The organism is Streptomyces brasiliensis (assembly GCF_014647875.1).
Taxonomy (GTDB): domain Bacteria; phylum Actinomycetota; class Actinomycetes; order Streptomycetales; family Streptomycetaceae; genus Streptomyces; species Streptomyces brasiliensis.
Genome location: NZ_BMQA01000069.1, coordinates 1 through 18,553, shown reverse-complemented (window position 1 = coordinate 18,553; position 18,553 = coordinate 1). Strand labels below are relative to the sequence as shown.

Annotated in this window: 16 protein-coding genes; 3 read left to right on the top strand and 13 right to left on the bottom strand. The window is 72.6% G+C overall.

What is annotated here, in order from left to right; translation table 11 throughout:
* Position 1 precedes the first annotated feature (1 nt).
* The 9 genes from IEZ19_RS42345 to rimP all read right to left on the bottom strand — a co-directional run bounded on the left by IEZ19_RS42345 (position 2) and on the right by rimP (position 12,014).
* Positions 2-949, bottom strand: coding sequence for a bifunctional riboflavin kinase/FAD synthetase (locus IEZ19_RS42345; protein WP_189316730.1), 948 nt, complete (start codon positions 947-949; stop codon positions 2-4).
* A gap of 151 nt (positions 950-1,100) precedes the next feature.
* Positions 1,101-4,718, bottom strand: a complete 3,618-nt coding sequence (locus IEZ19_RS42340) for a S1 family peptidase (protein ID WP_229841481.1) — start codon at positions 4,716-4,718, stop codon at positions 1,101-1,103.
* Between the two features lie 266 nt (positions 4,719-4,984).
* A complete protein-coding gene (truB, locus tag IEZ19_RS42335; RefSeq protein WP_189316728.1) occupies positions 4,985-5,890 on the bottom strand; it encodes a tRNA pseudouridine(55) synthase TruB in 906 nt (301 codons plus the stop codon).
* Complete coding sequence (gene rbfA / locus IEZ19_RS42330) at positions 5,887-6,351, bottom strand: 30S ribosome-binding factor RbfA (protein ID WP_189316727.1); 465 nt, start codon at positions 6,349-6,351, stop codon at positions 5,887-5,889. The genes truB and rbfA overlap by 4 nt, the downstream gene beginning before the upstream one ends.
* A 38-nt stretch (positions 6,352-6,389) precedes the next feature.
* Positions 6,390-6,686, bottom strand: coding sequence for a DUF503 domain-containing protein (locus IEZ19_RS42325; RefSeq protein WP_189316726.1), 297 nt, complete (start codon positions 6,684-6,686; stop codon positions 6,390-6,392).
* Between the two features lie 155 nt (positions 6,687-6,841).
* Positions 6,842-9,937: a translation initiation factor IF-2 gene (infB, locus tag IEZ19_RS42320; protein ID WP_189316725.1), complete on the bottom strand. Its 3,096-nt coding sequence runs from the start codon at positions 9,935-9,937 to the stop codon at positions 6,842-6,844.
* A 146-nt stretch (positions 9,938-10,083) separates the two neighbouring features.
* Positions 10,084-10,380 carry a YlxR family protein gene (locus IEZ19_RS42315; protein WP_189316724.1) on the bottom strand — a complete coding sequence of 99 codons (297 nt, stop codon included), beginning with the start codon at positions 10,378-10,380 and terminating at the stop codon, positions 10,084-10,086.
* 114 nt (positions 10,381-10,494) lie between these two features.
* Complete coding sequence (nusA, locus tag IEZ19_RS42310) at positions 10,495-11,481, bottom strand: transcription termination factor NusA (RefSeq protein ID WP_189316723.1); 987 nt, start codon at positions 11,479-11,481, stop codon at positions 10,495-10,497.
* Positions 11,482-11,483: 2 nt separating this feature from the next.
* On the bottom strand, positions 11,484-12,014 hold the full coding sequence (rimP, locus tag IEZ19_RS42305; protein WP_189316722.1) for a ribosome maturation factor RimP: 531 nt from the start codon (positions 12,012-12,014) through the stop codon (positions 11,484-11,486).
* A gap of 249 nt (positions 12,015-12,263) precedes the next feature.
* Between rimP and IEZ19_RS42300 the strand changes: the two genes are divergently transcribed.
* Genes IEZ19_RS42300 through IEZ19_RS42290 form a run of 3 tightly spaced genes read left to right on the top strand, consistent with a single transcriptional unit; the run spans position 12,264 to position 14,222 of the window.
* Positions 12,264-12,800, top strand: coding sequence for a hypothetical protein (locus IEZ19_RS42300; protein WP_189316721.1), 537 nt, complete (start codon positions 12,264-12,266; stop codon positions 12,798-12,800).
* Positions 12,797-13,282 (top strand): DUF4439 domain-containing protein, encoded by a 486-nt coding sequence (locus IEZ19_RS42295; RefSeq protein ID WP_189316720.1) that lies wholly within the window; start codon positions 12,797-12,799, stop codon positions 13,280-13,282. Before IEZ19_RS42300 ends, IEZ19_RS42295 begins: the two co-directional genes overlap by 4 nt.
* Positions 13,283-13,313: 31 nt before the next feature.
* Positions 13,314-14,222, top strand: a complete 909-nt coding sequence (locus IEZ19_RS42290; protein ID WP_189316719.1) for an aminoglycoside phosphotransferase family protein — start codon at positions 13,314-13,316, stop codon at positions 14,220-14,222.
* Between the two features lie 89 nt (positions 14,223-14,311).
* On the opposite strand, the gene IEZ19_RS42285 is transcribed toward IEZ19_RS42290, so the two are convergent.
* The 4 genes from IEZ19_RS42285 to ispG form a co-directional block, all read right to left on the bottom strand.
* A complete protein-coding gene (locus IEZ19_RS42285; protein WP_189316718.1) occupies positions 14,312-16,021 on the bottom strand; it encodes a proline--tRNA ligase in 1,710 nt (569 codons plus the stop codon).
* A gap of 72 nt (positions 16,022-16,093) precedes the next feature.
* Positions 16,094-16,624 carry a GNAT family N-acetyltransferase gene (locus tag IEZ19_RS42280; protein ID WP_189316717.1) on the bottom strand — a complete coding sequence of 177 codons (531 nt, stop codon included), beginning with the start codon at positions 16,622-16,624 and terminating at the stop codon, positions 16,094-16,096.
* A gap of 128 nt (positions 16,625-16,752) precedes the next feature.
* A complete protein-coding gene (locus IEZ19_RS42275) occupies positions 16,753-17,601 on the bottom strand; it encodes a GNAT family N-acetyltransferase (RefSeq protein ID WP_189316716.1) in 849 nt (282 codons plus the stop codon).
* Positions 17,602-17,802: 201 nt separating this feature from the next.
* Positions 17,803-18,553: flavodoxin-dependent (E)-4-hydroxy-3-methylbut-2-enyl-diphosphate synthase (ispG, locus tag IEZ19_RS42270; protein ID WP_189316715.1), on the bottom strand; the 751-nt coding region annotated here is incomplete at its 5' end.

Below are 18,553 nucleotides of genomic sequence, written 5' to 3'. Positions count from 1 at the left end.
TCTACTCCTCCGCCGCGATCAGCTCCCGGCACCGCTTCACGTCCACGGCCATCTGCTCCAGCAGTGCCTCCAGGGACTCGAACTTCGCCTGGCCGCGCACGTACGCCAGGAAGTCGACCGCGACATGCAGGCCGTACAGGTCGAGGCCCACACGGTCGATGGCGTACGCCTCCACCGTGCGCTCGGTGCCGTCGAACTGCGGGTTCGTGCCGACGGAGATCGCCGCCGGCATCACCTCGCCCTGCGCGTGCAGATAGCCGGCGTACACGCCGTCGGCCGGGATCGCGGTGTGCGGCAGGGTCTCGACGTTGGCCGTCGGGAAGCCCAGTTCACGGCCGCGCTGAGCGCCGCGGACCACAACGCCCTCCACGCGGTGCGGGCGGCCGAGGATCTCGCGGGCGCCCTCGACGTCGCCCGCGGTGACCAGGCGGCGGGTCAGGGTGGAGGAGAAGGGATCGCCGCCGCCCGCGGCACCGGACACGTACAGGTCGACGACCTCGACCTCGAAGTCGTAGGTCTCGCCCTGCTCGGCGAGGAACGCCACGTTGCCCGCCGCCTTGTGGCCGAAGCGGAAGTTGGGGCCCTCGACGACCGCCTTGGCGTGCAGCTTGTCGACCAGGACCTTGGCGACGAAGTCGGCCGGGGACAGCTTCGAGAACTCGGTCGTGAAGGGAAGGATCAGCACCGCGTCCACGCCCAGGTCGGCCATCAGTTCGGCGCGGCGGTGGTGCGGGGCGAGCAGGGGCGGGTGGCTGCCCGGGCGGACGACCTCGCTGGGGTGCGGGTCGAACGTGACGACGACGGAGGGGACGCCCAGCGCGCGGGCGCGCTCCACGGCATGGCTGATGATCAGCTGGTGGCCGCGGTGCACTCCGTCGTAGGAGCCGATGGTGACGACGCTGCGCCCCCAGTCCTGGGGGATGTCCTCCAAGCCACGCCAGCGCTGCACTGTGACCGCTCCTCGAACCCTTGTCCGTGTTTCCGATTAGCTCTTACGCAGCTCTAAGGGTGCCATGCCCGCCGGACCGGGCGGGCATCGGTATCCGGGCTGTGACGGGGCGCACGCGCCCGCGCCGGGGACCGGGCGTACGGTCCGGACGTCAGGCGGGGACCCGTACGCCCGCCAGGTTACCGATCATCCGGCGCGTGCTCGGGCCGACCACGGCGGCCCAGACGTCCGGGGTGTCGGTCAGCCAGCGGGCCACCAGCGCGGCGAAGCCGGGGACGTGCCGGCCCAGGTCGACCAGGCCGCGGTCGAAGCGGGTCGCGCCGTCGGGGGTGCGGACGAGGAGGAGGCCGGTGCGGTGGACGAGGTCCCGCACGTCGGCGTCGTCGCAGTCGCCGGCGTCCCCGCCGAGCGCGGCCGCGTGCAGCAGGGCGTCCAGGACGGCGGGGTCGTGCTCGTGGGTGAGCAGGAACTCCAGGAGCTCGCGGCGCAGCGGACGGGAGGCCGGGGTGCCAGGGGCGGCGAGCACGGTCGCGAGGGCCGCCCGGACCGGTTCGGGGCCGCCGTCCAGGAGGCCGGTGACCAGGGGCAGGAGCGCTGCGCGGGCGGCGGGTCCCTGATCGAGGCGGCGGTCGACGTACTCCGCCACGTGCCCGGCGGTCCCGGGCGCGAGCCGGCCGGCCTCCAGGACCAGGGTGGCCACGCGGCGGGCGAGTACGGGCGTGGTGACGTCGGCCAGGGTGCGCACCGCGGCGCCGGCGTCCGGTTCGCGCAGCCGGGCGCGGAAGGCCGCGAGGACCGGCTCCGGGTCCGTGTCCAGGGCGGGGACCAGGGCGCTCGGCGGGAACTGCGGGTCACCGGACGTGAAGTGCCGCAGGGCCTGCGGGAGGTGGCGGGCACGGGTGAGCGGGTCGCGGACGAGGAGGGCGAGGGCGCCGCCGTGCAGGCCGGCGTCGGCGGGGCGGGCGAGCAGGGCGAGGGCGGCGTAGCGCAGCAGCTCGCGGTCGGCCTCGCTGCGGACGTGCGGTGCGGCGAGCAGTCCGTACGCCACGGCCGCCACCCGGCGCGCGGGGCGCTCGTCGTGGGCCCACCGGTCGACGGCCCGGCAGACGGCCGACGGCTCGTCCTCGGCCAGTACGACGAGCAGCTCGTCGGCCCGCCGGTGCGCACACCCCACCAGTACCTCGGTGAGGTCGTCCGGGGCCTGGCGGCGGTGCGTGTGCAGCAGCGCCTGCGCAGCGGTCGCCACGGTGGCGTACGGCGTCGCGGGCAGCGCGCGCTCGTCGTCGAACCAGCGGGTCAGATGCGGCTGTACGGCACCGGGGTCGGCGGCGAGCAGCCGGGCCACGGCGTCGAGGTAACGGGGAACGGGTACGGCGCGCCCGGCACTCTCACCGGGGTCCTCCGTGCCGGCCCCCGAAGGAGCCTCGTCGGCCAGGATCAGGCTGCGCAGCAGGTCCAGGCGTTCGGCGTCCGGGATAGGCAGGTCGGCCCAGAAGGCGGGGCCGAACTCGCCCGGTACGGGCCGCTGCCGGCGTCGCCAGGTCACGATCCGGTCGGCCAGGAGGCGCAGCACACCCGTGTACGGCGTCGCGTCGGGGACGTGCAGCAGGGTCCGGGAGAGCAGCCGGGCGGCCCACCAGGACGCCGGGTCCGCGTCCAGCGCGTGGGTCAACTCCTCCAGGCGGAGGCAGAGTCGGCGGTGCCCCTGGTGGCGGGCGAGATGGAGCAGGGCCTGGACGACGGGGCCGATGCGGTGGTGCGGTACGGGCATCGGGTGGGCGCCGTCCGGAGTGCGGCGGCGGTGGACCAGAGCGTGCAGCGCCTCGTCGAGGTCCAGGTGCATGCCCTGGATCCAGTCGGCCAGCTCCTCGTGGGCGAAGCGGTAACCGCCGCCCGCCGGGACCAGGAGCCCCTCGGCCAGCACGGCGGACGCCCAGCCGCTGCTGCCGCCGAGCCGGGCCGGTACGGGCCCCCACGGAAACACCGCCTCGAACGACTCCCGGTCCAGCTCCCCGTGCCCGGGGCCGAGGCTGCGCCGCGCGGCCTCGTGGACCTGTCCGCAGACCCGGGCTGCGAGGCGTCGTACGGCCGTACCCCGCAGGCCGTGCTCGGCGGCGAGGCGGACCGCGATGCGCAGGCACATCAGGTCGAGGTGGGCGGAGAAGACGTCGTGCCGGTCGGCACGGCTCGGGAGCGGGGCGTCCGGGAGGGCGGTGCGGACCTCGGAGAGCAGACGCAGGGTGAGGGGGTGACCGGCCTCGCGCTCGGTGAGGGCGCCGTCGGGAACGCCGTACCGGGAGCCGGCCCGGCGGGCCTCGTCCGGGGCGAGGTCGCCCAGGTGGACACAGGGCGGCAGACCGGGCTGGGCGTCGGCACCGGAGCCGGGGCGGAACAGCTCGCGCGGGAACCGGTCTCCGGCGCCCTCCCAGTACTCCTCCCGGCACGCGACCAGGAGCCGCGCCCCGGTCTCGCGCAGCCAGTCCGCCGTGCCCTCGGTCCACTCGGAGAGCCGGTGGGCGAGGACGGGAGGCATCTCCTCGGGGCCGTCGAGCAGGAGCAGCAGGGGGTGGCCGGCCTGCGCGGCGAGACGGGCCAGGCGCTCCGGGGCGAGGTCGCCGAGTTCGGCGGGCGGGACGGCCCTGGAGGCGGCGACGATGAGTGCGGCGCGCTCCAGGGCCCGGCCCGCCGCGTCGGCCACCGAGGCGTCGGCGTCCCGCAGGTCGGCGCCGCGCAGCCAGAGGGTGGGGGCGGGTTCGGCGTCGTGGTGGCGGCGGGCGGCGAGGGCTGCGAGCTCCGTCGTACGACCGCTGCCCGGGTCGCCGACGAGGCCGAGGAGGGTGGCTCCGCTCGCCGTGAAGGCCGACAACTCCCTTACCGCATCGGCTCGTTCGACAGGTTCCACGGACGCGGGCGTTATGCCGCCGAGGTCTCCGGCGAGCGCACCGGGCGGTCCGTCCTGCGCCACCGATGTCGCCGTCAGTTCCAGGACGCCCGCCAGATTGAGGTCGGTGCCGTAGGCGGGCACCGTGGCCGCATTGCGGGCGAGCAGGTCGGCGAGTGGGCCCGGCGCCGGGTGCCGCAGCGGTACCGCGAAGCCGACGTCGCGGTGGCCGGACTGCAGGGCCGTGCCCAGGACGGCGAGGACGGCGCCGGTGTCCGCGTCGAGCACCGGTCCGCCGGCGGCCCCGCCGGCGAGGCGCAGCGCGTCCCGTCCCGCCGTGCCGATCGCCAACTCCAGTGCGTCGTCGAGGAGATGGAAGCGGTCGGCGGCCGTGTACGTCACCTGACCGGCGCCGAGCACCCGGGCCTCGCGCCAGCACCCGGCGGCGATCCGCACATACGTGCCCGTCTCGATCCGCTCCCGCACGGCGACCGGAAGCGGCTCCACCCCCAGCCCTTCGGTGCGGACGAGGGCCAGATCCAGCTCGGGCAGCGAGGTGACGGCCTCGGCGGTCACGAGACAGGTGCGGTCCCCGACGTGCAGGAGGAGCCGAGCCAGCCCGTCGACGGCTTCGTGGCTGGTGACGACGGTGCCATGGTGATCGGCCGCGAACCCGGTGCCGCGGGGCCGCCCGGCGAGATCACGGACCTGGACCAGACAGTCACCGAAAGCGGGCGGCGGCGCACCGGTACGGTCACCGATGACGGCACCCACCCCGAAGCCCGCTTGCCCACCGCGTCCTGCCCCACCGCGCCCGTCACTCCCCCGCACCCCGCGCGGCCCCCGGCGTCCGTGACCGGCCGACTTCCGCGGGTCCCGTAGCGCCATGGCTGAACCTCCCCGCCGCACAGCCGTACATCTGTGCCCTCTCTCCGACGGTAAGGGCGGAAAGATCGGTGGGACAGATCGTGGGGGGAAAGCGCCCCCTTCCGCTCCCCCGGTTCACTCCGAGCGCCTGCACGGTCGGGTGAACAGGCGGGGGCGGGTGGATACACCCTGGGGGTGGGGGAACCGAGGGGGGACCGTGGAGCGGCGGCAACGACGACACCCGTGGCCGCCGCTCCACGGACAGGGACAGCGCGTCCCGCCCCGGGTCAGGCGAAGACCGCCAGGCTCTTGGCCTTGCCCTTCTGTTCCTCGACCAACGCCAGGAAGCCGCCCTCGGGATCGAACACGGCCACGGGCCCGGCGCCCGCGTACACGTCGGGCATCTCGAGCCGCACGCCGTTGGTGAGCAGCCGCGCCCGTCTGGCGTCCACGTCCCAGCGCGTGAACGCGGCCGCGGCGGCCTCCGCGATCGGCATCACCGTCAGCTCCTGCTGAAGCTGGTCCAGGGTCTTGGCGCAGTCCAGCTTGTACGGTCCGACGCGCGTCCGGCGCAGCGCCGTGAGGTGTCCGCCCACGCCGAGGTCGGCGCCCAGGTCGCGGGCGAGGGCGCGGATGTAGGTGCCGGAGGAGCAGACCACCGAGACGACCAGGTCGAGCACGGGGGTGCCGTCCTCGGCGACGGCGTCGCGGACGTCGTACACGGTGAAGGACGAGACGGTGACGGGCCGGGCCGGGATCTCGAAGTCCTCGCCCTCCCGCGCCCGCTTGTACGAGCGCACGCCGTCGATCTTGATGGCGCTGACCTTGGACGGCACCTGCATGATGTCGCCGGTCAGCTTGGCGATCCCGGCGTCGACGGCCTCGCGGGCGACCTTCGAGGCGTCCACCGACCCCGTGATCTCGCCCTCGGCGTCGTCCGTGACCGTCGTCTGGCCCAGCCGGATCGTGCCGAGGTACTCCTTCTCGGTGAGGGCGAGATGCCCGAGGAGCTTTGTCGCCTTCTCGACACCGAGGACGAGGACACCCGTCGCCATGGGGTCGAGCGTGCCGGCGTGGCCGACGCGACGGGTCCGGGCGATGCCGCGCATCTTGGCGACGACGTCGTGCGAAGTGAAGCCCGACGGCTTGTCGACGATGACAAGGCCGTCGGGCGGAGTGGGCTTGCTGGTCATTCGGCGGCGTCGTCCGTCTCTGCCTCGTCGTCGGCTTCCTCGCCCGGCTTGCGGTACGGGTCGGCGTCACCGGCGTACGCGGCGCCCGCGGACGCCTCGCGCACCTTCGCGTCGGACTGCCGCGCCTTGTCGAGGAGGTCCTCGATGGTCCGGGCGGTGTCCGGCAGGGCGTCCGCGACGAAGCTGAGCGTCGGCGTGAACTTCACACCGGCCGCGCGGCCGACCTCGGAGCGCAGGATGCCCTTGGCGCTCTCCAGGCCCGCGGCGGCGGCCTTTCGCTCCTCGTCGTCCCCGTACACCGTGTAGAAGACGGTCGCCTCCCGCAGGTCCCCGGTGACCCGGGTGTCCGTGATGGTGACGTGCGAGCCGAGCCGCGGGTCCTTGATCCCGCGCTGCAGCTTCTGGGCCACCACCTCTCGGATGAGGTCCGCCAGCCTTTTCGCCCGCGCGTTGTCGGCCACTGGTCCGTCTCCCGTTCTTCCTGTTCCTTGTTCAAACTTCAGTCGTCGTGGTCGCCGTGGAAGCGCCGTCGCACCGACAGCAGCTCCACCTCGGGGCGCCCGGCGACCAGCCGCTCGCAGCGGTCCAGTACGTCGCTCAGATGCCCCGCGTCGCCGGACACCATCGCCAGACCGATCACGGCCCTGCGATGGAGATCCATGTGATCGACCTCCGCCACGCTCACCGCGTACTTGCGCTGGAGTTCGGCGACGATGGGGCGGACGAGGGAGCGCTTCTCCTTCAGCGACCGTACGTCGCCGAGCAGGAGATCGAAGGACAGAGTCCCGACATACATGTGTGTGTCCGGATGACCCGCCGGTACGGGATTGACGGGCCTGCCGAGCGATCGGCAGGAACATCAGCACCGTACAACGAACGGCCGGGGCCGATCGACGGAAATTACTCTCCGTCGACCGGCCCCGGACCGGACCGTTCCGGAAGCCCGGGCTGTTACACCCGCGGCTTCTCGCGCATCTCGTACGTCGCGATGACGTCGTCGACCTTGATGTCGTTGAAGTTGCCGAGGTTGATACCACCCTCGAACCCTTCGCGGATCTCGGTGACGTCGTCCTTGAAGCGACGCAGTCCCTCGATGTTGAGGTTCTCCGCGACGACCTTGCCGTCGCGCAGCAGGCGCGCCTTGGTGTTGCGCCTGACCTCGCCGGACCGGATGAGCACACCGGCGATGTTGCCCAGCTTGGACGACTTGAAGACCTCGCGGATCTCCGCCGTACCGAGCTCGACCTCCTCGAACTCCGGCTTGAGCATGCCCTTGAGGGCCGCCTCGATCTCCTCGATCGCCTGGTAGATGACCGAGTAGTACCGGACGTCCACGCCCTCGCGCTCGGCCATCTGCTGCGCACGCCCGGCGGCGCGCACGTTGAAGCCGATCACGATGGCGTCGGAACCCATCGCCAGGTCGATGTCGGACTCCGTGACCGCACCGACGCCGCGGTGCAGGACGCGGATGTCGACCTCTTCGCCGACGTCCAGCTGGAGCAGCGAGGACTCGAGGGCCTCGACGGAACCGGACGCGTCACCCTTGATGATCAGGTTCAGCTGCTGGACCTCGCCGGCCTTCAGCACCTTGTCCAGGTCCTCGAGGGACACACGACGCGTGCGCTTGGCGAAGGCCGCGTTGCGCTCACGCGCCGCGCGCTTCTCGGCGATCTGGCGGGCCGTACGGTCCTCGTCGACCACGAGGAAGTTGTCACCGGCACCCGGGACGTTGGTCAGACCCAGGACCTGAACCGGCGTCGACGGGCCGGCCTCGGCGACGTTGCTGCCGTTGTCGTCGAGCATCGCCCGGACGCGGCCGTACGCGTCGCCGACCACCATCGTGTCGCCGACCCGCAGCGTGCCTCGCTGGACGAGCACCGTCGAGACGGCACCGCGGCCGCGGTCGAGTCGGGACTCGATCGCGATGCCCTGCGCGTCCTGGTTCGGGTTGGCCCGAAGGTCCAGGGCGGCGTCGGCCGTGAGGACGACCGCCTCGAGGAGGCTGTCGATGTGCAGACCCTGCTTGGCGGAGATGTCGACGAACATCGTGTCGCCGCCGTACTCCTCGGCCACCAGGCCGTACTCGGTCAGCTGGCCGCGCACCTTGGTCGGGTCCGCGCCCTCGACGTCGATCTTGTTGACCGCGACCACGATCGGCACGTCGGCCGCCTTGGCGTGGTTCAGGGCCTCGACGGTCTGGGGCATCACGCCGTCGTTCGCCGCGACCACGAGGATCGCGATGTCCGTCGACTTCGCACCGCGGGCACGCATGGCGGTGAACGCCTCGTGACCCGGGGTGTCGATGAAGGTGATCGCCCGCTCATCGCCGTTGACCTCGGTCGCGACCTGGTAGGCACCGATGTGCTGGGTGATGCCGCCGGCCTCGCCCGCGATGACGTTCGTCTTGCGGATGGCGTCGAGCAGTCGGGTCTTTCCGTGGTCGACGTGACCCATGACGGTGACGACCGGCGGGCGGACCACCAGGTCCTCCTCGTCGCCCTCGTCCTCGCCGAACTCGATGTCGAAGGACTCGAGCAGCTCGCGGTCCTCCTCCTCCGGGCTGACGATCTGAACCGTGTAGTTCATCTCGCCGGCGAGGAGCTGGAGGGTCTCGTCGGAGACGGACTGGGTCGCGGTGACCATCTCGCCGAGGTTCATCATGACCGCGACGAGGGACGCCGGGTTCGCGTTGATCTTCTCCGCGAAGTCGGTGAGGGACGCACCGCGCGACAGGCGAATGCTCTCGCCGTTGCCGCGAGGCAGCATCACGCCGCCGACGGACGGGGCCTGCATGGCCTCGTACTCCTGGCGCCTCTGCCGCTTCGACTTGCGGCCACGACGCGCGGGACCGCCGGGACGGCCGAAGGCGCCCTGCGTGCCACCGCGGCCACCGGGACCGCCGGGACGGCCGCCGAAGCCGGGACGGCCACCGCCGCCACCGCCACCGGGACCGCCGGGACGACCGGCGAAACCGCCGCCACCGCCACCGGGACCGCCGGGACGACCGGCGAAGCCACCGCCGCCGCCACCACCGGGACGACCGGCGAAACCGCCGCCCGGACGACCGCCGCCACCGCCACCGGGACGACCGCCGCCACCGGGACCGCGACCGCCGGGACCGCCGCCACCGGGGCGGGGGCCGGCAGCGGGACGCTGCGGCATCATGCCGGGGTTCGGGCGGGGACCGCCGGGGCCGCCGCCGGGACGCGGGCCGCCCTGCGGACGGGGCATCCCGCCCGGGGTCGGACGCGCGCCGCCCGGAGCCTGCGGACGGGGACCGCCCGCCGCGCCCTGGGGACGAGGACCGCCGCCCGCACCCTGCGGACGCGGAGCGCCGCCGGGGGCACCGGGGCCGCCGGGACGCGGGGCGCCGCCCGGACGGGGCGCCTGCGGGCGCGCCATACCGGTGGAGCCTCCGGAGGTGAACGGGTTGTTGCCCGGACGGGGTCCGGACGGACGGGCACCGGGACGCGGCGCCTGGCCACCAGGACGGCCGCCACCGGGACGCTCGCCGCGCTCGCCGCGGCCCTGGCCACCCTGCGCGGGACCACCCGGACGCGGAGCGCCCGGACGCGGTGCCTGGCCACCCGGACGCTGAGCGCCGGGACGGGGGCCGGAGGCCGATGCGGCGGGGGCCGCCGGGGGCGCCGTGAACTCGGGCGCGGTCGGCGCCGGAGACGCCGGGGCGGGCCGCGGCGCGGGCTTCGGACCCGGGGTGGGTCGGGGGCCGGGAGCGGCCGGGGCGGCCGGAGCCGCGGGCTTCTCGGCGGCAGCCGGCTTGGGGGCCGGCGGGCGCGGCGCGGCCGGACGGGCCACCTGCGCCGGGGAGGGGGCTGCCGGCTTCGCCGGGGCAGCCTTGCGTGCGGGGGCGGACTTGCCGCCTCCGTTGCCCTGCTGGAGGGCGTCCGTCAACTTGCGGACAACGGGCGCTTCGATGGTCGAAGACGCCGAACGGACGAATTCACCGAGTTCCTGGAGCTTGGCCATGACGACCTTGCTCTCAACCCCGAACTCCTTGGCGAGTTCGTATACCCGGACCTTAGCCACTTCGCTCCTTTTAGGTCCGGGTGCGTCCGGACCGTCGCTACTTCATGGGCGTACTCATCGCGTGCTCATCGAGTGCTCATCGCAATCTCGACCTACTTCCAACTCGCGGGGGTACCTGGGCCGCACGGGGTTCCGCACGACACGTCTTACGGTGTTGCCTGCTCAGCAACTGTCGTCTGCTCCACGTACTGGCGCAACGCCTTTGTGTCGAGCGCTCCCGGGGCACGGAGTGCCCGCGTGAACGCCCGGCGGCGTACCGCCTGGTCGAGACAGACCGAGGCGGGGTGCACATAGGCACCCCGGCCGGGCAGCGTACCGCGACGATCCGGGACGCATTCGTCCTTGATCGCCACGATGCGCAACAGATCGCTCTTGGCCGCTCGCTCCCGGCACCCCACACAGGTACGTTCAGGGCATGCTCCGGCATGCGTCCGGCCAGACACTCCTCAGTCTACCTCCCCGTACCGACCTCACCCTTCTGGGGCAGGATTCGAACAGTTGCCGTGCAGAAACTGTCGTGATCCAAGCGCCCTGCGGCTTGGATCTATTCCCCGGCGCTATTCGCCGGGCTGCTCGGTGTCCGGACGGATGTCGATCCGCCAGCCGGTCAGCCGGGCCGCAAGGCGGGCGTTCTGCCCCTCCTTGCCGATCGCCAGTGACAGCTGGTAGTCGGGAACCGTCACCCGGGCGGACCGGGCGGCCAGGTCCACGACCTCGACCTTGGACACCCGGGCGGGTGACAGCGCGTTCGCCACCATCTCGGCCGGGTCGTCCGACCAGTCGACGATGTCGATCTTCTCGCCGTTCAGCTCGCCCATCACGTTGCGCACCCGGCCGCCCATGGGGCCGATGCAGGCGCCCTTGGCGTTCAGGCCCGAACGGGTGGAACGGACGGCGATCTTGGTGCGGTGGCCGGCCTCGCGGGCGATGGCGGCGATCTCGACGGAGCCGTCGGCGATCTCCGGCACCTCGAGCGCGAAGAGCTTCTTCACCAGATTGGGGTGGGTGCGTGAGAGGGTGACGGACGGACCGCGCACGCCCTTCGCGACCCGTACGACGTACGACCTCAGCCGCATGCCGTGCGGATACGTCTCACCCGGGACCTGCTCCTGCACCGGCAGGATGGCCTCGAGCTTGCCGATGTCGACGAGCACGTTCTTCGGGTCGCGGCCCTGCTGGACCACTCCGGTGACGATGTCGCCCTCGCGGCCGGCGTACTCGCCGAGCGTCGCGTCGTCCTCGGCGTCGCGCAGCCGCTGCAGGATGACCTGCTTGGCGGTGGTGGCGGCGATGCGGCCGAAGCCGGACGGAGTGTCGTCGAACTCGCGGGCCTCCTGGCCCTCTTCGAGGTCCTCGGGGTCCTCCTTCGCCCACACGGTCACATGCCCGGTCTCCCGGTTGAGCTCCACGCGCGCGTGTCGGCGGCTTCCCTCGGTGCGGTGGTAGGCGATGAGGAGGGCCGACTCGATCGCCTCGACCAGCAGGTCGAAGGAGATCTCCTTCTCCCGAACCAAGCCCCGCAGGGCACTCATGTCGATGTCCATGGCTACGCCTCCTCTTCCTTCTCGTTGTCCTTGTCGTCCCCGTTGTCCTTCTTGCCGTCCTTGCGGCTGAACTCGACCTGCACGCGCGCCTTTGCGATGTCCGGGAAGGCCAGTCTGCGCGTGGTCGCCCTGCGGCCCTTCACGCCGGGCACTTCGAGGTCGAGGCCCTCCTCGTCCACGGCAAGGATGCGGGCGACCAGCTCGCCCCCCTCGTGGAGCTGGAACCTCACCAGGCGGTCGGTGGCACGAACGTAGTGGCGGTACTCGGTGAGGGCGCGCTCCGCGCCCGGCGTGCCGACCTCCAGGTCGTACGCGCCCGCTCCCATCGCGTCCGTCTCGTCGAGCTTCGCCGAGAGCGCGCGGCTCACATCGGCGATCCGGTCCAGGTCCGCTCCTGTGTCGGAGTCGACGACGACGCGCAGCACCCGCTTGCGTCCCACGGAGTCCACGGCGATCTCTTCGAGGTCCAGGCCCTGTGAGGTGACGAGCGGTTCCAGAAGTTCTCGCAGCCTCTCGCTCTGGGTGGTGCTCATCCGGGTGACTCCTCGGCCGCGTGTGCTGTTGTGGGATGGGTCGCGTGTCTGGTCAAAGGGTATCCGGTCGCGGGGTGTGTTGCCGTCCACGTGTGTCCGGCGGCGGGGCCGCAGATGGACGCGGCCCCGTGCCCCTGGCCGGGTCCACCGAGCCGGTGACATGAGTCGGACGGGTTCGCGGGTACCGTGATCACCGGCGGGCCCGCTCTCCCGCCCGTGAGTTCGTACGAGCCCCCGAGGACGTCTGCCGTGCCCCTCTCCTCAGCGTCGCGCGCCCTCCGCGGCCCGCGCAGAAGATCCCTGCTCGCCTCGGCCGCCGGGGCCGCCCTGCTGGCGGGCTGCTCTTCCGGCGGGAAGGACGGTGCGGACGCCGACGGCGGCACGGACAGCGGTCCGTCGCTCACCGAGAAGGCACGCGCGCGTGCGCAGCGGGACAGCCGGGGACTGGTGGAGCAGTACGACGCCGTCATCGCCGCGCATCCCACGCTGGCGGAACGGCTGGGGCCGCTGCGGGCGGAGGCCGTACGGCACGCAGATGCGTTCGGCGACGGCGCCGGGGCCACGCCCTCCGCGTCCTCGTCGGTGGTAGCACCCGCGGCCCCGCCGCCCGCGGTACCGGCGACCGAGAAGGACGCCCTCGCCGGCCTCGCCACCGCGGAACGCGCACTGGCGGACCGCCGCGCGAAGGCGCTCCTGGACGTACCGGGCGAACTGGCACGACTCCTGGCGTCGGTGGCGGCGGCCGGAGCCGCGCACGCGTATCTGCTGACGGAGGGTGGCAAGTGAGCGATCAGGACAGGGCCGTCGAACTGACGGCGGTGCAGGCGGCGTTGGCCGCGGAGCACGCTGCCGTGTACGGGTACGGCGTCGTCGGCGGGCGGGTCGGTGCGGAGCGGCGGGGCGAGGCGCGGGCTGCCTACGACGCGCACCGGGCCCGGCGGGACGCGCTGGTGCGCGAGGTGCGGGACCTGGGCGGCAGGCCGGTCGCGTCGAGCGCGGCGTACGCGCTGCCGTTCGCGGTGCCGGACGCGGCCGCGGCGGTCCGGCTGGCGGCCGAGCTGGAGGACCGCGTGGCCGGGGTGTACTCCGACCTGGTGCGCGCCACCGAGGGTGCCCGGCGGGGCTCGGCGGCGCAGGCGCTGCGGGAGGCCGCGGTGCGGGCAGTGCGCTGGCGCGGCGGGAGCGTAGCCTTCCCTGGTCTCGCCGAACGGGCCGGCGAGACGGCCGGTACGGCATCGGGGTCGGCTTCGGCGACTCCGTCGGCGTAGCTCCGTTCAGCAGGAAGGGAACAACTCGCGTATGGCTTTCGAACCGCCGCGGCGCCTGGTGAGGGCGCTCGGTGAGACGGCACCGCAGGGTGACGACTGGTTGGAGAAGCTGCCCGAGACGGCACAACAGGCCGTCGCGGTACGCGAGTTGACCGTGGAGCGGGTCCAGGTGCCGGGCGGTCGCAGCAGCCTGGTCGTGTTGGTGCGGCAGGCGGACGGCACCCCGGCGGTGCTCAAGCTGGCCCCGCGCCGGGCCCGGCCGGAGAGCGAGCGGGCGGCACTGGCGCACTGGGGCGGCCTGGGTGCCGTACAGCTTCTGGAGCCCTTCACCACCGAGGGCGTGCTGCTGCTCGAACGGCTGCACCCGGACGTCTCGGTGCGGTCGCTGCCCGAGTCCAAGGCGCTGCTGGAGGCGGCCGGGACGCTGCGTCGGCTGTGGGTGGAGCCGCCCGCCGACGAGAACGCCCACCGCTTCGAGACCGTCGCCGAGCGGACCGGGCGGCAGGCGGAGGCGATGCGGGCGGGAGCCGAGGCCGAACCCGAACTGGCGCCGCTGGTCGACGCGGCGCTCGCGGCCCGTGAGGAACTGCTCGCCTCACCGCCCGAGCACCACCTGCTGCACGGCACGTTCCGGCAGAGCAAGGTGCTCGCCGGGGAGCGGATGCCGTGGCTGGCGGTGGGCCCTGACCCGGTGGTCGGCGAGTGCGCCTTCGACCTGGCCCGGCTGGTCCGCGACCGCGTGGAGGACCTGATCGCGTCTCCTTCGGGCTCGGCGACCACGCGGCGCCGGGTGAAGCGCCTCGCGGAGTCCCTGGAGGTGGACCAGGACCGCTTGCGGGGCTGGACCCTGTTCCGCGCTGTGGAGTCGGGTGTACGGGCGCACCGGGTGGGGCGCGAGAAGGACGCGGAGCTGTTGCTGGAGTTTGCCGGCTGGCTGTAGCGGGCGCACCGGCAGCGGCCGGCGGCCTCTCGCACGAGCAGGGCCGTCCCCCGCCCGTGGCTGGGGAACGGCCCGTCGAACCCGGTGAGTTACGCCTGCATCGCGGTGAGGCGGGCGATCGCCTCGTCCACCGTCAGTTCCTCGCGCTCGCCCGTCTTGCGGTCCTTCAGTTCCAGGACGCCCTCCGCCGAGCGGCGGCCCGCGACCAGGATCTGGGGGACGCCGATCAGTTCGGCGTCCGTGAACTTCACACCCGGGGAGACGCCCGCCCGGTCGTCGACCAGGACGCGCAGACCCGCCGTGCGCAGCTTCTCGGAGACCTCGAGGGCCAGCTCGGTCTGCAGCGCCTTGCCCGCGGCGACCACGTGCACGTCGGCCGGCGCGACCTCGCGCGGCCACACCAGGCCGTGCTCGTCGGCGGTCTGCTCGGCGAGCGCGGCGACCGCGCGGGAGACGCCGATGCCGTAGGAGCCCATGGTCACGCGGACCGGCTTGCCGTTCTGGCCGAGGACGTCGAGCTTGAGGGCGTCGGCGTACTTGCGGCCCAGCTGGAAGATGTGGCCGATCTCGATGGCCCGGTCGAGCTTGAGGCCGGTGCCGCACTTCGGGCAGGGGTCGCCTTCCCGGACCACCACGACGTCGACGTACTCGTCCACCTCGAAGTCACGGCCCGCGACCACGTTCTTCGCGTGCAGGTCCGGCTTGTTGGCACCCGTGATCCACGCCGTGCCCGGCGCCACCCGCGGGTCGGCGAGGTACGTGACCTTCTCCAGGCCCTGCGGACCGACGTAGCCGCGCACCAGATCCGGACGGCCCGCGAAGTCCTCCTCGGTGACCATCTCGACGACCGCCGGGGCGAAGTGCGCCTCGACCTTGTCCATGTCGACCTCACGGTCACCGGGCACACCCACGGCGACGATCTCGCCGTCGACCTTCACCAGGAGGTTCTTCAGCGTGGCCGAGGCCGGGACACCGAGGGAGGCGGCCAGGGTCTCGATGGTCGGGGTGTCCGGCGTCGGGATCTCCTCGAGCGCGGGCACGGCCGAACCGTCGACCGGCTTGAGCTCGTACGTGATCGCCTCGGTGTTGGCCGCGAAATCGCAGTTCGGGCAGTCCGCGAAGGTGTCCTCGCCCGCCTCGGCCGGCGCCAGGAACTCCTCGGACTTGGAGCCGCCCATCGCGCCGGCGGTGGCGGCGCAGATGCGGTAGTCGAGGCCGAGGCGGTCAAAGACTCGCTGGTAGGCCTGGCGGTGCAGGGCGTACGACTCGGCGAGGCCCTCGTCGGCCAGGTCGAAGGAGTACGAGTCCTTCATCAGGAACTCACGGCCGCGCAGGATGCCCGCGCGGGGCCGGGCCTCGTCACGGAACTTGGTCTGGATCTGGTAGAGGATGACCGGAAGGTCCTTGTACGAGGACGCCTGGTCCTTCACCAGCAGGGTGAAGATCTCCTCGTGGGTCGGGCCGAGGAGGTAGTCGCCGCCCTTGCGGTCCTGGAGGCGGAACAGCTCCGGGCCGTACTCGTCCCAGCGGCCCGTCGCCTCGTACGGCTCCCTCGGCAGCAGGGCGGGGAGCAGCACCTCCTGGGCGCCGATCGCGTCCATCTCCTCACGGACGATCCGCTCCACGTTGGCCAGCACCCGACGGCCGAGCGGCAGCCAGGTCCACACACCGGCGGCGGTACGGCGCACATAGCCGGCGCGTACGAGCAGCTTGTGGCTGAGGACCTCGGCGTCCGCCGGGTCGTCGCGCAGCGTCTTGGCCATCAACTGGGACATGCGCTGGACCGGTGCGTTCGCCATGGTTCTCGTACTCCTGCTGCGTGAAGGTGATGGCAGGAGGTTAGCCGGGCGTGCTGGGCAGGCGGAAATCGGTTATCGGCGGCGAAGCGGGAGAGGGGCGCCCATCACGGCGTACGGCTTCGGCGCGCTCGGGAAGTGGACCTGGCGGGCGAGGTCCTGGTAGCCGAGGGAGCGGTACAGGCCGCGGGCGGGGCTGTCGGTGTCGACAGCGGAGAGGATCGAGCGCGGTTGCGTGGCGGCGTCGGTCAGGGTGGTGATCAGGGCGCGGCCGATACCGCGGTTCTGGTAGTCCGGGTGGACGTGCAGCTCGGTGATCACGAAGGCGTCGTCGAGCCAGGCGTCGGTGCCCTGGGCACGGAGGTAGGGCTCCACGACGGTGGACCACCAGTGGGCACGGTCGTTGGGCATGCCGTAGACGAACCCGACGAGGTGCCGTCCGGCGGTTGCGCCCAGGGCTCTTGCGCCGGGGTAGGTCATGTGGCGGAGGACGATGTGGCGGCGTACGGCGACCTCGTCCTGGCCCAGTCCGAAAGCGACGGCTTGGACGGCGAGGGCCTCGTCTACGTGGGTCGAGAGGTCCAAGGGGCCGATGACGAGGTCCATGCCGGGAGCCTACAGGGGGTGTTGTGTCACGTGCGGGGGGCAGGTGCACGGTTGCTCGCGCCCACGCGGCGGAGCCCCATGTCGATCCAGCCGCGCGCCACTTGAGGCGCTGCTGCCCCTGAGGACGGCTAGAAGAGCACGCTCATGAACGCGCCCACCTCTTGGAAGCCGACCCTCAGGTACGTCCGCCTCGCTGCCGTGTTGAAGTCGTTCACGTAGAGGCTGACTATCGGGGCCACGTCTGCCAGGGCGTAGCGCATGACCGCTGCCATGCCGGGGGCCGCCAGGCCCTGGCCGCGGTACTCGGGGGCCACCCAGACGCCCTGGATCTGGCAGGCCTGCATGGTCGCCGCGCCGATCTCCGCCTTGAAGACGACCTTGCCGTGCTCGTCGAGGCGGGCGAAGGAGCGGCCCGCGCCGACGAGTTCGGCGACCCGGGCCTGGTAGAGGAGGCCGCCGTCGCCCGCCAGCGGGGAGACACCGACCTCCTCGGTGAACATCGCCACGCACGCCGGCATGATCGTCTCCATCTCGTCCTTGCGGATGCGGCGGACGTACGGATCCGGGGCGATGTCGGCGGGCATGCGGTCGGTGACCATGAGCGGCTGGTGGGCGCGGACCTCGCGGGCCGGACCCCAGTGCGGTTCCAGCAGGCGCCACAGCTGGGCGGTCGCTTCGGCGGGGCCGACGATCGACGAGCAGCGGCGGCCGGCCCGGCGGGCGCGGTCCGCGAAGGCGCGTACGGCCCTCGGGGTGGCGCAGATCGGGACGAGGTTGGCGCCCGCGTAGCACAGGGACGTGAGCATGCCGTCCTCGTACCAGCCCCACATCTCGCCGCCGAGCCGCCACGGGTCGAGGCCCGCGATCTGTACCCGGGACGTCACGAAAGCGTTCGCGACGGGCTCCCGGTCCAGGACCGCGAGCGCGGCGTCCAGGTCGCTCGGTTCGAGCACCCGCGAGGTGGTCTGGGTCAACACGTACGGGGCCTCACGCTGGGGGTTCTGCTGATCCCCGCACTATAGCTGCGCTGCTTGTGGGGGGCGCCCTGAGCTCGGGGAGCGGGGGCCTGTACGCGGGTGCCGGTGCGTTGTGGTCTCTCGCGCCCACGCGGCGGAGCCGCATGTCGATACAGCCCCGCGCCCCTGACGGGGCGCTGCCGCCTGCGTCGGCTTCGAAGCTCAGCCCGCTACCGATACCGACGGTTCGCCCGAGGCGGCGCCCTCTGCCTGCATCCGGTCGGCCAGCTTCATGGCCTCCTCGATGAGGGTTTCCACGATCTTGGACTCGGGGACCGTCTTGATGACCTCGCCCTTGACGAAGATCTGGCCCTTGCCGTTGCCGGAGGCGACGCCGAGGTCGGCCTCGCGGGCCTCGCCGGGACCGTTCACCACGCAGCCCATGACGGCGACGCGGAGCGGGACCTCCATGCCGGTCAGGCCCGCGGTGACCTCCTCGGCCAGCTTGTAGACGTCGACCTGGGCACGGCCGCAGGACGGGCAGGAGACGATCTCCAGGCCGCGCTGCTTGAGGTTCAGCGACTCCAGGATCTGGATGCCGACCTTGACCTCCTCGGCGGGGGGCGCGGACAGGGAGACGCGGATCGTGTCGCCGATGCCCTCGGAGAGGAGGGCGCCGAAGGCGACGGCCGACTTGATCGTGCCCTGGAAGGCGGGGCCGGCCTCCGTGACGCCGAGGTGCAGCGGGTACTCGCACTGGGCGGCCAGCTGCCGGTACGCCTCGATCATCACGACCGGGTCGTTGTGCTTGACGGAGATCTTGATGTCCCGGAAGTCGTGCTCCTCGAAGAGGGACGCCTCCCACAACGCGCTCTCCACCAGGGCTTCCGGGGTGGCCTTGCCGTACTTCTGGAGCAGACGCCTGTCCAGAGAACCCGCGTTCACGCCGATGCGGATCGGCGTGCCGTGGTCC

Excerpts from the sequence above, each read along its gene's own strand:
- IEZ19_RS42340 (WP_229841481.1), bottom strand. The coding sequence starts at position 4,718 with ATGGCGCTACGGGACCCGCGGAAGTCGGCCGGTCACGGACGCCGGGGG.
- truB (WP_189316728.1), bottom strand. The coding sequence starts at position 5,890 with ATGACCAGCAAGCCCACTCCGCCCGACGGCCTTGTCATCGTCGACAAG.
- IEZ19_RS42325 (WP_189316726.1), bottom strand. The coding sequence starts at position 6,686 with ATGTATGTCGGGACTCTGTCCTTCGATCTCCTGCTCGGCGACGTACGG.
- nusA (WP_189316723.1), bottom strand. The coding sequence starts at position 11,481 with ATGGACATCGACATGAGTGCCCTGCGGGGCTTGGTTCGGGAGAAGGAG.
- rimP (WP_189316722.1), bottom strand. The coding sequence starts at position 12,014 with ATGAGCACCACCCAGAGCGAGAGGCTGCGAGAACTTCTGGAACCGCTC.
- IEZ19_RS42290 (WP_189316719.1), top strand. The coding sequence starts at position 13,314 with ATGGCTTTCGAACCGCCGCGGCGCCTGGTGAGGGCGCTCGGTGAGACG.
- IEZ19_RS42285 (WP_189316718.1), bottom strand. The coding sequence starts at position 16,021 with ATGGCGAACGCACCGGTCCAGCGCATGTCCCAGTTGATGGCCAAGACG.
- IEZ19_RS42280 (WP_189316717.1), bottom strand. The coding sequence starts at position 16,624 with ATGGACCTCGTCATCGGCCCCTTGGACCTCTCGACCCACGTAGACGAG.